Here is a 14680-nt window from a genome sequence, read left to right on the forward strand (position 1 = left end):
AAAAGAGATTATTCCATTAATTAGTAAAGCCATAATTCTAAAATGATAAGAATAAAAAACTCTTTTTAAACAAAAAAGGTCTACATTAAATGTAGACCTTTTTCATTTTGTTGATCTTAAATCAACTATTCTATCGGATTTATGCTTCTCCTTTAGTACCAAACTTTATAGCTGACAATTCGCCAGTAGCTTCAACATCAACTATACTTCCATTACTACCTTCATAGCGTTGGATATTCTCTTGTAAAGCAGTCATTAATCTTTTTGCGTGTTGAGGCGTCAAAATAATTCTAGACTTTACTTTACCTTTTGGCATTCCAGGCATTATGGTAACAAAATCAACCACAAATTCAGTATTAGAATGATTAATAATCGCTAAATTAGAATACACTCCTTCTGCTGTTGCCTCGTCTAATTCAAGGCTAAATTGATCTTGTTCTTTTTCCATAATACTAGAAGTTTAAATCTGTTTCTTTATTTGCAAATCCTTCATCATCTGAAGTACTAACAAGGATACTTTCGTACTCTCTCATACCTGTACCTGCAGGGATTCTGTGACCTACAATAACGTTTTCTTTTAATCCGTTTAATCCATCTACTTTACCTGCTACAGCAGCTTCGTTTAACACTTTCGTTGTTTCCTGGAACGACGCAGCAGAAATAAATGATTTCGTTTGTAAAGACGCACGAGTAATACCTTGTAACATTGGAGTACCAGTAGCAGGCATAACATCACGACTAACTACTAAGTTCTTATCCTCACGTTTCAATAATGAATTCTCGTCACGTAATTCACGCATAGTAATAATCTGTCCTTCTTTCAAATTGTCAGACTCACCTGCATCAACTACAACCTTCATTCCATATAATCTATCATTCTCAGCGATGAAGTCAGCAGCATGTGCTAATTGATCTTCTAAGAATAAAGTATCTCCTGGATCTTCGATTTTAACTTTACGCATCATTTGACGGATAACTACCTCAAAGTGTTTATCACTAATCTTAACCCCTTGTAGACGGTATACCTCTTGAATCTCATTTACTAAATACTGTTGAACAGCAGAAGGTCCTTGGATTCTTAAGATATCGTCTGGAGTGATAGCCCCATCAGAAAGTGGCATACCAGCTTTCACGTAGTCATTCTCTTGAACTAAAATTTGGTTAGATAACTTAACTAAGTATTTTCTAACATCTCCAGTTTTAGACTCAACAACGATCTCTCTGTTACCTCTCTTAACCTTACCGAACGATACAACACCATCAATTTCAGAAACTACTGCAGGGTTTGAAGGATTACGCGCTTCTAATAACTCAGTAATTCTTGGAAGACCTCCAGTAATATCCCCAGCTTTAGATGTATGACGAGGAATCTTAACTAAAACTTTACCAGCCTTAATCTTATCACCATCATTTACCATTAAGTGAGAACCTACAGGTAAGTTGTATGAACGAATTAACTCACCATCTTTACCATAAATTAATAAAGTAGGAATTAATTTTTTATTTCTTGATTCAGTAATAACTTTTTCTTGGAATCCTGTTTGCTCATCGATCTCAACCATGAACGTTTGTCCTTGTTCGATATCCTCATAAGCAACTTTACCAGTAAACTCAGAAACAATTACACCATTATAAGGGTCCCATTTAAATAATGTAGCTCCTTCTTCAACAACATCACCATCATTCACATAGATTGTAGAACCATAAGGAATGTTATTTGTTGTTAATAAGATACCAGTATTAGTGTCGAATAACTTAGCTTCAGTAGAACGTGAAATAACGATATCGATAGCATTACCTTCATTATCCTCACCTTTTACTGTTTTAAGATCTTCTATTTCTAAACGACCTTTAAATTTAGCTGTAATACTAGATGTCTCAGAGATATTACCAGCAGTACCTCCCACGTGGAATGTTCTCAATGTTAACTGTGTACCAGGCTCCCCAATAGATTGAGCAGCAATAACACCAACAGCTTCACCTTTTTGAACCATTCTAGCAGTAGCTAAGTTACGTCCGTAACATTTAGCACAGATACCAACTTTAGCCTCACAAGTCAATGGCGAACGTACCTCAATTGATTCAATTGGTGCAGCGTTGATTGCTTTAGCGATAGCTTCAGTAATTTCTTCACCAGCTCCAACTAACACATCAGAATTAAGTGGGTTAATCACTGCATTAAGAGCAACACGTCCTAAGACTCTTTCTCCTAATGATTCGATAACTTCCTCATTCTTCTTAAGTGGTTTAACTTCAATACCTCTTAATGTACCACAGTCAACAGAGTTAACGATAACATCTTGAGCTACGTCGTGTAGACGACGAGTTAAGTATCCAGCATCCGCTGTTTTTAACGCCGTATCCGCAAGACCTTTACGAGCACCGTGAGTAGAGATGAAATACTCTAAAATCGAAAGACCTTCTTTAAAGTTAGAAAGAATTGGGTTTTCGATAATCTCTCCACCACCAGCTGTAGATTTCTTAGGCTTAGCCATCAAACCACGCATACCAGTTAACTGACGAATCTGCTCTTTAGAACCACGGGCTCCAGAGTCAAGCATCATATATACTGAGTTAAATCCTTGTTTGTCCTCACGAATGTTTTTCATTGCTAACTCAGTTAACATAGCATTTGTAGAAGTCCAAACGTCAATAACTTGGTTGTAACGCTCATTATTTGTGATAAGTCCCATGTTATAGTTCATAGTAATATGATCTACTTGTTGGTTCGCATCATCAATTAATTCTTGTTTACGCTCAGGAATCATAATATCACCTAAACTGAAAGATAATCCTCCACGGAATGCGTAACCGTATCCCATGTTTTTGATATCATCTAAGAATGCAGCAGTAGTAGGTACATCAGTAATACTTAAAATACGACCGATAATATCTCTTAATGATTTCTTAGTTAATACCTCATTGATATATCCTGCAACTTCAGGTACTACTTCATTAAACAAAATTCTACCTGCAGAAGTCTCAATAATTTGATATACTAATTCTCCTTCAGCATTATAATCTTTAGCTCTAACTTTAACGTTAGCGTTAAGATCAAGTTTACCCTCATTTAATGCAATATGTACTTCCTCTACAGAGTAGAAAGTCAATCCTTCACCTTTGATGATATGTTCTGGAGTAGATTTACGTGACTTAGTCATGTAGTATAACCCCAGTACCATGTCCTGAGATGGTACTGTAATAGGAGCACCATTTGCAGGGTTTAAGATGTTGTGAGAAGCTAACATTAATAATTGTGCTTCTAAGATTGCCTCTGGTCCTAGAGGTAAGTGAACTGCCATCTGGTCACCATCGAAATCGGCGTTGAATGCCGTACACACTAATGGGTGTAATTGAATCGCTTTACCTTCGATTAACTTAGGTTGGAACGCTTGAATACCCAATCTGTGTAACGTAGGAGCACGGTTAAGTAAAACTGGGTGTCCTTTAATTACGTTTTCTAAAATATCCCAAACAACTGGTTCTTTTTTATCTATAATCTTCTTAGCAGACTTTACTGTCTTAACAATACCTCTTTCGATTAACTTACGAATAACGAATGGTTTGTAAAGCTCAGCTGCCATATCTTTTGGCAATCCACACTCGAATAATTTTAATTCTGGTCCAACAACAATTACTGAACGAGCTGAATAGTCAACACGTTTACCAAGTAAGTTTTGACGGAAACGTCCTTGTTTACCTTTTAATGAATCAGAAAGAGATTTTAATGGACGGTTAGATTCTGTTTTAACAGCAGAAGATTTTCTAGTGTTATCGAACAATGAATCAACAGCTTCTTGAAGCATACGTTTCTCATTACGTAAGATTACTTCAGGAGCTTTAATTTCCATTAAACGTTTCAGACGATTATTTCTGATAATTACACGACGATATAAGTCATTTAAATCAGATGTAGCAAAACGACCTCCATCTAGTGGAACTAATGGACGTAATTCTGGTGGAATAACTGGAATAACTTTCAAGATCATCCACTCTGGTCTATTCTCACGATTCAGATTAGAATCACGGAAAGACTCAACTACTTGAAGACGTTTTAACGCCTCTGTTTTTCTTTGTTTAGATGTTTCGTTATTAGCAGCATGACGTAGAGTGTAAGATAACTGATCTAAGTCTGTAGTAGCTAATAAGTCCATAATACACTCAGCACCCATTTTAGCGATGAATTTATTTGGATCATTATCATCTAAATATTGATTTTCCATCGGAAGAGTATCACAAATGTTCAAGTACTCTTCTTCAGTTAAGAAATCTAATCTATTGATAGGTTCACCATCAACGTTTTTAGCAATACCAGCTTGGATTACCACATAACGCTCATAGTAAATGATCATATCTAATTTCTTAGAAGGAAGACCTAAGATATAACCAATTTTGTTTGGTAATGAACGGAAGTACCAGATATGAGCAATTGGCACAACTAAATTGATGTGACCAACTCTATCTCTACGTACTTTCTTCTCAGTAACTTCAACACCACAACGGTCGCACACGATTCCTTTATAACGGATTCTCTTATACTTACCACACGCACATTCGTAATCCTTTACAGGTCCGAAAATACGCTCACAGAAAAGACCATCACGTTCTGGTTTATGAGTACGATAGTTGATTGTTTCAGGTTTTAAAACCTCACCTCTCGATTCTGCAAGAATAGACTCTGGCGATGCTAAACCTATTGAGATTTTATTAAACCTTTTTACGGTATTTTTCTCTTTATTTTTATTCATGGTAAACTTACTTGTTAAAGTGTATGATAAAGAGTAAGCAGTGCAACACTGCTTACCCTATAATCTTAGTTTATTCTTCTAATCTGATGTCTAGTCCAAGACCTTTTAATTCATGCATTAATACATTGAATGATTCTGGTAATCCTGGTTCTGGCATAGTCTCTCCTTTAACGATTGCTTCGTAAGTTTTAGCTCTACCAATAACGTCATCCGATTTTACCGTCAAGATTTCACGTAATGTACTAGATGCTCCATAAGCCTCTAATGCCCAAACCTCCATCTCTCCGAAACGTTGACCACCAAACTGAGCTTTACCTCCTAATGGTTGTTGCGTAATCAATGAGTAAGGACCAATAGAACGCGCGTGCATCTTATCATCTACCATGTGACCAAGTTTCAGCATATAGATAACCCCAACAGTTGCACGTTGGTGGAATCTTTCTCCTGTTCCTCCATCATATAAGTAAGTGTGTCCAAAACGTGGTATACCTGCCTCATCTGTAAGAGCATTGATTTGATCTAATTCAGCACCATCAAAGATTGGAGTCGCATACTTTTTACCAAGTTTTTGACCAGCCCATCCTAATACTGTTTCATAAATCTGTCCAATGTTCATACGAGAAGGTACCCCTAATGGGTTCAATACGATATCTACTGGTGTTCCATCTTCTAAGAAAGGCATATCCTCATCTCTAACGATACGAGCTACAATACCTTTGTTACCGTGACGTCCAGCCATCTTATCTCCTACACGTAATTTACGTTTTTTAGCAATATATACTTTCGCTAATTTCAAAATTCCAGATGGTAACTCATCCCCTACAGTAATCATGAATTTCTCTCTTCTTAGAACTCCTTGAAGATCGTTTAATTTGATTTTGTAGTTGTGGATTAAATCAGTAATCATACCGTTTGTATCCTCATCAGTTGTCCATTGTCCTTTAGTTAAGTGAGCGAAATCATCTACTGCAAATAACATTTTTTGAGTAAATTTCTTACCTTTTGGTAAAATCTCTTCTCCTAAATCATTCAATACACCTTGAGATGTTTTACCATTCACGATGAAGAATAATTTTTCAACTAAACGCTCTTTTAACTCGTTGAATTTAACTTCAAATCTAGTTTCTAATAAAGCCAATTCGTCTTTATCTTTAGAACGTTTACGTTTATCTTTTACTGCTCTTGCGAACAGTTTCTTATCTAAAACAACCCCTCTTAATGATGGAGAAGCTTTTAATGAAGCATCTTTAACGTCTCCTGCCTTGTCACCAAAGATAGCACGTAATAATTTCTCTTCTGGAGTAGGATCAGACTCTCCTTTTGGAGTGATCTTACCGATAAGAATATCACCAGGCTTAACTTCAGCACCAATACGGATCATACCGTTTTCATCTAAATCTTTTGTTGCCTCTTCAGAAACGTTAGGAATATCATTAGTTAACTCTTCGTTACCTAACTTAGTATCTCTAACTTCTAAAGTATAGTCATCAATATGGATAGATGTAAAGATATCTTCACGTACTACTCTTTCACTAATAACGATAGCATCCTCGAAGTTGTAACCTTTCCATGGCATGAACGCCACTTTCATATTACGACCTAAAGCAAGCTCTCCTTGTTGAGTAGCATATCCTTCACAAAGTACTTGACCTTTAGTAACTCTATCACCTCTTCTTACGATTGGCTTTAAGTTGATACTTGTACTTTGATTCGTTTTTCTAAACTTAATTAAGTTGTATGTTTTCTCATCTGGATCAAAGCTGATTAAACGCTCTTCATCCGTACGATCATACTTAATGATGATCTTTTGAGCATCAACATACTCAACAGTACCTTCACCTTCAGCATTAATTAAAACACGAGAATCTGAAGCTACTTGTCTCTCTAATCCAGTACCTACGATTGGAGATTCTGGACGTAATAAAGGAACTGCTTGACGCATCATGTTCGATCCCATCAACGCACGGTTGGCATCATCGTGCTCTAAGAAAGGAATTAACGAAGCAGAAATAGAAGCAATCTGATTTGGTGCAACGTCAGTATAGTGAACATCATTTGGTTCAACTACAGGGAAGTCACCCTCTTCTTTTACAACTATTTTTTGCTCAGTGATAAATCCTTTTTCATCAACAGCTATGTTCGCTTGAGCGATTAACATACCTTCTTCCTCTTCTGCACTTAAATAAATAGGATCATTAACGATATCTACTTGCCCCTCAGTAACTGGACGGTAAGGAGTTTCGATGAATCCCATATTATTTACTTTAGCATAAACTGCTAAAGATGAAATCAAACCAATGTTTGGTCCCTCTGGTGTCTCAATAGGACATAAACGTCCATAGTGAGTATAGTGAACGTCACGTACCTCGAAACCTGCTCTTTCTCTAGATAAACCTCCAGGTCCTAAAGCTGATAAACGACGTTTGTGTGTAATCTCAGCTAATGGATTCGTTTGATCCATGAATTGAGATAACTGGTTCGTTCCGAAGAATGAATTAATAACTGACGATAAAGTCTTAGCGTTAATTAAGTCGATCGGAGTAAACACCTCGTTATCACGTACGTTCATACGCTCACGAATAGTTCTAGCCATACGAGCTAAACCAACACCAAACTGAGCAGATAGTTGTTCTCCTACTGTTCTAACACGACGGTTAGATAAGTGGTCAATATCATCAATCTCAGCTTTTGAGTTAATTAATTCAATCAAGTATTTAACAATAGTGATAATATCCTCTTTTGTTAAAACTTGTTTGTCAATTGGAGTATCAAGATTAAGTTTCTTGTTCATTCTATAACGACCAACTTCACCTAGATTGTAACGTTGATCTGAGAAGAACAATTTATCAATAATACCACGTGCAGTTTCCTCATCTGGCGGTTCTGCATTACGCAACTGACGGTAGATGTGCTCTACTGCCTCTTTTTCAGAGTTAGTAGGGTCCTTCTGTAATGTATTATGTATGATGGCATAATCTGCCTGATTATTATCTTCTTTATGTAAAAGGATCGTCTTAACGTTAGCCTCAATGATTTCTTCGATATTATCTTTATCTAGGACTGTATCACGGTCTAAGATAATCTCATTTCTCTCAATTGAAACAACTTCTCCTGTATCCTCATCTACGAAATCCTCATGCCAAGTGTTTAACACACGTGCAGCAAGACGTCTTCCGCTATATTTTTTTAGTCCTGTTTTTGATACTTTAACTTCCTCTGCAAGGTCGAAAATCTCTAGGATATCCTTGTCTCTTTCGAATCCAATAGCACGGAATAATGTTGTAACAGGTAACTTTTTCTTTCTATCGATATAAGCGTACATTACACTATTAATATCGGTAGCAAACTCAATCCATGATCCCTTAAAAGGAATTACTCTCGCCGAATATAACTTAGTTCCATTTGCATGGAATGACTGTCCAAAGAAAACACCAGGTGAACGGTGTAATTGTGAAACTACAACACGCTCTGCTCCATTGATTACGAAAGTACCACTTGGCGCCATATACGGAATTGTTCCTAAATAAACATCTTGAACTATTGTTTCAAAATCTTCGTGTTCAGGATCAGTACAGTACAATTTTAAACGCGCTTTTAGCGGAACACTGTAAGTCAATCCTCTATCAATACACTCTTCGATTGAATAACGAGGAGGATCAACAAAGTAATCAAGGAACTCCAATACGAACTGGTTTCTTGTATCAGTGATCGGGAAGTTCTCCATGAAGGTATTGTATAAACCTTCCTTACCTCTCTCTTCAGATTTCGTTTCTAATTGAAAAAAATCTTTAAAAGACTTAACTTGAATATCCAAGAAATCTGGATACGCAGGTATGTTCTTTGTAGAGGCAAAATTTAATCTTTCAGTCTGATTTGTGATCATCAATGGACAAAAAATTTTGATTAGAATTTGAATTGTTTTTACGCAAAATCTCTTTATACGCAAAATGGTTTAGGCCTGTGGGAAGCTTCCCAAGACCTAAACCTAAAATATTTTTTAGAAAAAAACTATTTAAGCTCTACTACAGCTCCAGCTTCTTCTAATGCTTTTTTAAGACCTTCAGCCTCATCTTTAGAAACTCCTTCTTTGATGTTAGCTGGTGTAGAATCTACGATATCTTTAGCTTCTTTTAATCCTAAACCTGTTAATTCTTTAACAGCTTTAACTACAGCTAATTTAGAAGCTCCAGCTTCTTTTAATACTACAGTGAATTCAGTTTGCTCTTCAGCAGCTTCACCTGCAGCACCTCCTGCAACTACTACAGCAGCAGCAGCTGGTTCGATTCCGTACTCATCTTTTAATATAGTTGCTAATTCGTTAACTTCTTTTACAGTTAAGTTAACTAATTGTTCTGCGAATTGTTTCAAATCTGCCATTTTTCTATCTTTTAATGATTTGTAAAAATATAATTTATTAATGTGCGTTCTAATGAACTTTAAAAACTAGATCCAGTCGTTGACTATTCTTCGTCTTTAAATTGGTTTTTAAGAGCTGAAATAACTCTTTGAGCTGGTGATTGAAGTAATCCAATGATTTCTCCAATAACTTCTTCTTTAGATTTAATAGCAACTAATGCATCTAAATTGTTATCTCCGATATAGATTTCCTCGTTGATATAAGCTCCTTTTAAAGCTGGAATATCAGATTTTTTTCTAAAGTCTTTGATAATTTTAGCAGGTCCATTTGCAACATCTGCAAATAAAACAGCACTGTTCCCTTTTAAAGTAGAAGGTAGCTCTTCATAATTTCTATCTGAAGCTTCCATTGCTTTAGCAAGCAATGTATTCTTAACTACTTCAATTTTAATTCCAGCTTTGTTACAAGCTCTTCTTAAGTTTGAAGTAACTTCAGCATTCAATCCTGATATATCAGCGATATAGAAGATATTAGCGTCAGCTAACTTAGCTTTTAATTCTTCTATCGCTACTGCTTTCTGTTCTCTAGTCATACGAATAATTTTTTATTTACCAATTATACTGCTTTAGGATCTAAAGCAATAGCAGGGCTCATAGTACTAGATATATTAATAGACTTGATATAAGTACCTTTAGCTGCAGTTGGTTTCAATTTGATTAATGTTTGGATTAATTCAGCTGCATTCTCAGTAATTTTATCAGCTTCGAAAGAAACTTTACCGATAGATGCGTGAACAATACCAGTTTTATCAACTTTAAAATCGATTTTACCAGCTTTCACTTCTTGAACAGCTTTCGCTACGTCCATAGTAACAGTTCCTGTTTTAGGGTTTGGCATTAAACCTCTTGGTCCTAAAATACGACCTAAAGGACCTAATTTACCCATAACAGCAGGCATAGTGATGATTACATCAACATCTGTCCAACCGTCTTTGATCTTTTGTAAGTACTCATCTAGTCCAACATAGTCAGCCCCAGCAGCTGTAGCTTCAGCTTCTTTATCAGGAGTAACCAATGCTAACACTCTTACATCTTTACCTGTTCCGTGAGGTAACGTAACCACACCACGAACCATTTGATTTGCTTTACGTGGATCAACTCCTAAACGTACAGCGATATCTACAGACTCGTCAAATTTTGCAGAAGCAACTTCTTTAATCAATGCAGATGCATCTTTCAAAGAATATAATCTATTCTTTTCAATTTTAGCAGCAGCCTCTTTTTGCTTTTTCGTTAATTTTGCCATTTCTTCTTTCTTTTACAATTAAAAAGGAGCTGTTCCTGTTACTGATATTCCCATAGATCTTGCAGTACCAGCTATCATACTCATAGCTGCCTCAACAGTAAATGCATTTAAATCAGGCATTTTGTCTTCCGCAATAGCACGAACTTGTTCCCAAGTTACGCTAGCTACTTTTTTTCTATTAGGCTCACCAGATCCAGATTTCACTTTCGCAGCCTCTAATAATTGAACAGCAGCAGGTGGCGTTTTAACAACAAAGTCAAATGATTTGTCTTTGTAAACAGTAATTTGTACTGGTAAAACTTTGCCTGGTTTATCTTGTGTTCTAGCATTAAATTGCTTACAGAACTCCATGATGTTAACTCCAGCAGCCCCCAAAGCAGGTCCAACCGGTGGCGATGGGTTCGCAGCACCTCCCTTAACTTGTAGTTTAACTACTTTACTAATTTCTTTTGCCATTTCTTAAAAAAATTTGGCACATCTCATTTGGAAGCCAAGATGTGACTATTGTAACATTATAATTTTTCTACTTGTGTAAAACTTAATTCTAATGGTGTCTTTCTTCCGAAAATCTTAACCATTACTTCTAGTTTACGTTTTTCTTCATTAATGTTTTCGATTGTCCCATCGAATCCATTGAATGGTCCGTCGATAACTTTCACTGACTCACCTACTTCATAAGGAATAGATCCCGACTCAACTTTTACAGCTAGTTCATCAACTCTACCTAACATTCTGTTTACTTCTGACTCACGTAAAGGAAGTGGATCTCCACCTCTTTCACCTCCTAAGAAACCAATAACTCCTGTTATCGATTTAATAGCGTGAGGAACTTCTCCTGTTAAGTTAGCTTCAATCATAACATAACCTGGGAAGTAAACACGTTCTGTAGTTTTCTTCTTACCATCTTTTACAGTAACTACTTTTTCAGTAGGTACTAATACTTGTGATAAGTAATCTGATAAACCTAAACGAGTAATTTCAGTTTCGATATAATTCTTAACCTTATTCTCTTGTCCACTTACCGCACGAACCACATACCATTTTTTGACACTTGTATCAGCCATAATCTTTCTTTAATTTTCTCTATGCAGTAGCCCAATTATAAAATACTCCTAAAACTCTTCCGAACGCAGTGTCTACACCCCACGTTGCTAAAGAAAACAAAATTGCAAAAATAGCAACTATTATAGTGTATCGTTGAACTTCTGACCACGGAGACCAAGTAACATTACTTTTCAACTCAGTGAAAGCATCTGATATGTAATTAAAAACCTTTGCCATGTTAATATTGTTTTTGCACGGGTGGAGGGATTCGAACCCCCATCAACGGTTTTGGAGACCGCTATTCTACCCTTGAACTACACCCGTTTGTTAATAAAAGTCAGTGGCCGTAACCACTGACTTTTGGAACTTATTTATACTAAATAATTAGTCAATAATTTCAGTTACCTGACCAGCACCTACTGTTCTACCTCCTTCACGGATAGCGAAACGTAAACCTACTGATAAAGCGATTGGGCTTAATAACTCAACAGTGATAGTTAAGTTATCTCCAGGCATAACCATCTCTACTCCTTCTGGTAATTGGATAGTTCCAGTTACGTCAGTTGTACGTACGTAGAACTGTGGACGGTAGTTGTTATGGAATGGAGTGTGACGTCCACCTTCTTCTTTTTTCAAGATATAAACCTCAGCTTTGAATTTAGCGTGTGGTTTTACTGAACCTGGCTTACAAATAACCATACCACGACGGATATCAGTTTTGTCAATACCTCTCAATAATAAACCTACGTTATCTCCAGCTTCTCCACGGTCTAAGATTTTACGGAACATCTCAACTCCTGTAATTGTAGAAGTTAATTTGTCAGCTCCCATACCGATGATTTCAACAGCATCTCCTGTATTAGCAACTCCAGTTTCGATACGTCCTGTAGCAACAGTTCCACGTCCTGTAATTGTAAATACGTCTTCTACTGGCATTAAGAATGGTTTCTCGTTGTCACGTACTGGCTCTTCGATCCAAGCATCAACTTCTTCCATTAAGTGTAATAATGCGTCAACCCATTTTTGCTCTCCGTTTAATGCTCCTAAAGCAGAACCTTGAACTACTGGTCCATTATCACCATCGTATTGGTAGAAAGATAATAAATCTCTTACTTCCATCTCAACAAGTTCTAATAACTCAGCATCATCAACTAAGTCAACTTTGTTTAAGAATACAACGATTCTTGGAATACCTACCTGACGTCCTAAAAGGATGTGCTCACGAGTTTGTGGCATTGGTCCATCAGTAGCAGCAACTACTAAGATAGCACCATCCATCTGAGCAGCACCAGTAACCATGTTTTTCACGTAATCCGCGTGACCTGGACAGTCAACGTGTGCATAGTGACGGTTTTTTGTTTGGTACTCTACGTGAGAAGTATTAATTGTAATACCACGCTCTTTTTCTTCTGGAGCATTATCAATTGAATCAAATGAACGAGCTTCTGAGAATCCTGCGTCAGCTAATACTTTAGTAATAGCAGCAGTAGTAGTAGTTTTACCGTGGTCAACGTGTCCGATAGTACCGATGTTTAAGTGCGGTTTCGAACGATCAAAAGTTTCCTTTGCCATGATTTAATAATTTAATCTTAGTTATATAATTAGTGTTCAAATATAATAAAAAAACCTGAGCCAATGACGGGATTTGAACCCGTGACCTCTTCCTTACCAAGGAAGCACTCTACCCCTGAGCTACACCGGCTTGATGCTTCTTATTCTCTGTGGGGAGAGCAGGATTCGAACCTGCGAAGGTTTCCCAACGGATTTACAGTCCGTCCTCGTTGGCCGCTTGAGTATCTCCCCTCAAACTATGTTTGATATTACTTTTCTTTGAGCCGATGGAGGGACTCGAACCCACGACCTGCTGATTACAAATCAGCTGCTCTAGCCAGCTGAGCTACACCGGCAAATGACTCAATAGAAAAAGTCCGCTATTTCTAACGGACTGCAAATGTATATATTTTATTGATTAAAAAAAACAATTTACTTATTTTTTTAAATTAATGAGCTTTGATTTTCTCTTTATGTTTTACCACTAATCGCTCTAGTGCATCTGCTCCAGCATCCACACCTTCTTCGAAAGTCTTACACGTTTTTTTAACAATCATCTCGTCACCCGGAACCAATACTTTTATTTCTGTAATCTTATTTTCTTTTTCATTTGTGTTCTCTAATTTAAAAAAAACATCTACTGAAACTATCTTATCATAATACTTTTCGATTTTTGACAAACGCTCGTTTGCAAAATCTACCAACTTACGTTCCACATTGAAATTAATAGCTTGAATGTTTACTTTCATAATTAACGGTTTTAAAAGGTTATTTTTCTTTATTCTTCCCTCTTGGATGCGAACTTTGATACACTTTCTTCAACTCACTTAGATTGATCTGTGCATATCCTTGTGTTGTTGATAAGCTTTCATGTCCCATTAATTCTTTGATTGAATTAATATCCGCTCCTCCCTCTAAAAGGTGCGTAGCAAAAGAGTGACGCAACATATGAGGACTTTTCTTCTCCTTCGTTGTTGCATTACTAAAGTATGAATTTATTACTCGATAAACAAACATTTCATCAACTTTCTTACCAGATTCTGTTACCAAAAGTGTCTTAATCCCCTTCACAGAACTCAGCACAACACCTCTAGAATCAAGATAACTTCTCAGTAACACCTCTACACTACCTAGCAAAGGCACTATACGCTCCTTAGATCCTTTACCCGAGACACGTACTTGATGCAAATAAAAATCAATATCTTCTACTTCTAAAGCCACTAACTCTGCTCTACGAAGCCCAAGACAATACAACATCTCCACAATCAGCAAATCTCTCAGAGAATTAAAATCCTCCTTACCTTCAAACATCGCTCGCACTGCATCAATCTCTTTTATAGAAAAAGGTAATTGTAACTTCTTTTCCACTTTTAAAGATCGATGTAAGTAAAGTGGATTAGTCTCCACCTCACCTATCTTCAACAAGAACTTATAAAAAGAACTCAGCGCACTAGCCTTTCTATTTATAGACCGATTAGTCAACCCCTCTTCAGATAACTTCACTATCCAGAGGCGCACACCGTCATATCCCGCCTTTAGATAATCTAATGACAGCTGCTCTAAGAAAGAAACATAATCTCCAATATCGTTCTGATAAGCTAAAACTGTCTTGTCAGAATACTTTCTTTCTTTCTGTATATACTCAATAAACTTTTCTAAATTTTCAAACATAAAA

Annotated in this window: 12 protein-coding genes and 4 tRNA genes; all 16 read right to left on the reverse strand. The window is 36.6% G+C overall.

Annotated features, from left to right (window positions below):
• Window positions 1-139: 139 nt before the first annotated feature.
• On the reverse strand, window positions 140-448 hold the full coding sequence (locus MPR_RS15815) for a DUF3467 domain-containing protein (protein ID WP_006259586.1): 309 nt from the start codon (window positions 446-448) through the stop codon (window positions 140-142).
• A 4-nt stretch (window positions 449-452) separates the two neighbouring features.
• On the reverse strand, window positions 453-4748 hold the full coding sequence (gene rpoC / locus MPR_RS15820) for a DNA-directed RNA polymerase subunit beta' (protein WP_041894221.1): 4296 nt from the start codon (window positions 4746-4748) through the stop codon (window positions 453-455).
• Window positions 4749-4818: 70 nt separating this feature from the next.
• Complete coding sequence (gene rpoB, locus MPR_RS15825; protein WP_041894225.1) at window positions 4819-8631, reverse strand: DNA-directed RNA polymerase subunit beta; 3813 nt, start codon at window positions 8629-8631, stop codon at window positions 4819-4821.
• A gap of 125 nt (window positions 8632-8756) precedes the next feature.
• Entirely contained in the window at window positions 8757-9125 is a 369-nt protein-coding gene (gene rplL, locus MPR_RS15830; RefSeq protein ID WP_016650374.1) for a 50S ribosomal protein L7/L12, read from the reverse strand.
• An 83-nt stretch (window positions 9126-9208) separates the two neighbouring features.
• Window positions 9209-9697, reverse strand: a complete 489-nt coding sequence (gene rplJ / locus MPR_RS15835; protein ID WP_006259590.1) for a 50S ribosomal protein L10 — start codon at window positions 9695-9697, stop codon at window positions 9209-9211.
• Window positions 9698-9720: 23 nt separating this feature from the next.
• Window positions 9721-10410 carry a 50S ribosomal protein L1 gene (gene rplA, locus MPR_RS15840; protein WP_006259591.1) on the reverse strand — a complete coding sequence of 230 codons (690 nt, stop codon included), beginning with the start codon at window positions 10408-10410 and terminating at the stop codon, window positions 9721-9723.
• 18 nt (window positions 10411-10428) lie between these two features.
• The gene (gene rplK, locus MPR_RS15845) at window positions 10429-10866 is read right to left on the reverse strand and encodes a 50S ribosomal protein L11 (RefSeq protein ID WP_006259593.1); all 438 of its coding nucleotides are present in this window, start codon (window positions 10864-10866) and stop codon (window positions 10429-10431) included.
• A 56-nt stretch (window positions 10867-10922) separates the two neighbouring features.
• On the reverse strand, window positions 10923-11474 hold the full coding sequence (gene nusG / locus MPR_RS15850) for a transcription termination/antitermination protein NusG (RefSeq protein WP_006259594.1): 552 nt from the start codon (window positions 11472-11474) through the stop codon (window positions 10923-10925).
• Between the two features lie 19 nt (window positions 11475-11493).
• A complete protein-coding gene (gene secE, locus MPR_RS15855) occupies window positions 11494-11691 on the reverse strand; it encodes a preprotein translocase subunit SecE (RefSeq protein WP_006259595.1) in 198 nt (65 codons plus the stop codon).
• Between the two features lie 16 nt (window positions 11692-11707).
• Window positions 11708-11778, reverse strand: a tRNA-Trp gene (locus MPR_RS15860).
• A 60-nt stretch (window positions 11779-11838) separates the two neighbouring features.
• Complete coding sequence (gene tuf, locus MPR_RS15865) at window positions 11839-13026, reverse strand: elongation factor Tu (protein ID WP_006259596.1); 1188 nt, start codon at window positions 13024-13026, stop codon at window positions 11839-11841.
• Between the two features lie 58 nt (window positions 13027-13084).
• A tRNA-Thr gene (locus MPR_RS15870) sits at window positions 13085-13156 on the reverse strand.
• 20 nt (window positions 13157-13176) lie between these two features.
• Window positions 13177-13257, reverse strand: a tRNA-Tyr gene (locus MPR_RS15875).
• 30 nt (window positions 13258-13287) lie between these two features.
• A tRNA-Thr gene (locus MPR_RS15880) sits at window positions 13288-13361 on the reverse strand.
• A 93-nt stretch (window positions 13362-13454) separates the two neighbouring features.
• Window positions 13455-13754 (reverse strand): ribosome hibernation-promoting factor, HPF/YfiA family, encoded by a 300-nt coding sequence (gene hpf, locus MPR_RS15885; protein ID WP_041894229.1) that lies wholly within the window; start codon window positions 13752-13754, stop codon window positions 13455-13457.
• Window positions 13755-13773: 19 nt separating this feature from the next.
• Window positions 13774-14676, reverse strand: coding sequence for a tyrosine-type recombinase/integrase (locus MPR_RS15890; protein WP_041894231.1), 903 nt, complete (start codon window positions 14674-14676; stop codon window positions 13774-13776).
• Window positions 14677-14680: the final 4 nt, after the last annotated feature.

The sequence above is a fragment of the Myroides profundi genome (assembly GCF_000833025.1).
In the GTDB taxonomy this organism is placed as follows: Bacteria; Bacteroidota; Bacteroidia; order Flavobacteriales; family Flavobacteriaceae; genus Flavobacterium; species Flavobacterium profundi_A.

Excerpts from the sequence above, each read along its gene's own strand:
- MPR_RS15815 (WP_006259586.1), bottom strand. The coding sequence starts at position 448 with ATGGAAAAAGAACAAGATCAATTTAGCCTTGAATTAGACGAGGCAACA.
- rpoC (WP_041894221.1), bottom strand. The coding sequence starts at position 4,748 with ATGAATAAAAATAAAGAGAAAAATACCGTAAAAAGGTTTAATAAAATC.
- rpoB (WP_041894225.1), bottom strand. The coding sequence starts at position 8,631 with ATGATCACAAATCAGACTGAAAGATTAAATTTTGCCTCTACAAAGAAC.
- rplL (WP_016650374.1), bottom strand. The coding sequence starts at position 9,125 with ATGGCAGATTTGAAACAATTCGCAGAACAATTAGTTAACTTAACTGTA.
- rplJ (WP_006259590.1), bottom strand. The coding sequence starts at position 9,697 with ATGACTAGAGAACAGAAAGCAGTAGCGATAGAAGAATTAAAAGCTAAG.
- rplA (WP_006259591.1), bottom strand. The coding sequence starts at position 10,410 with ATGGCAAAATTAACGAAAAAGCAAAAAGAGGCTGCTGCTAAAATTGAA.
- rplK (WP_006259593.1), bottom strand. The coding sequence starts at position 10,866 with ATGGCAAAAGAAATTAGTAAAGTAGTTAAACTACAAGTTAAGGGAGGT.
- nusG (WP_006259594.1), bottom strand. The coding sequence starts at position 11,474 with ATGGCTGATACAAGTGTCAAAAAATGGTATGTGGTTCGTGCGGTAAGT.
- secE (WP_006259595.1), bottom strand. The coding sequence starts at position 11,691 with ATGGCAAAGGTTTTTAATTACATATCAGATGCTTTCACTGAGTTGAAA.
- tuf (WP_006259596.1), bottom strand. The coding sequence starts at position 13,026 with ATGGCAAAGGAAACTTTTGATCGTTCGAAACCGCACTTAAACATCGGT.
- hpf (WP_041894229.1), bottom strand. The coding sequence starts at position 13,754 with ATGAAAGTAAACATTCAAGCTATTAATTTCAATGTGGAACGTAAGTTG.
- MPR_RS15890 (WP_041894231.1), bottom strand. The coding sequence starts at position 14,676 with ATGTTTGAAAATTTAGAAAAGTTTATTGAGTATATACAGAAAGAAAGA.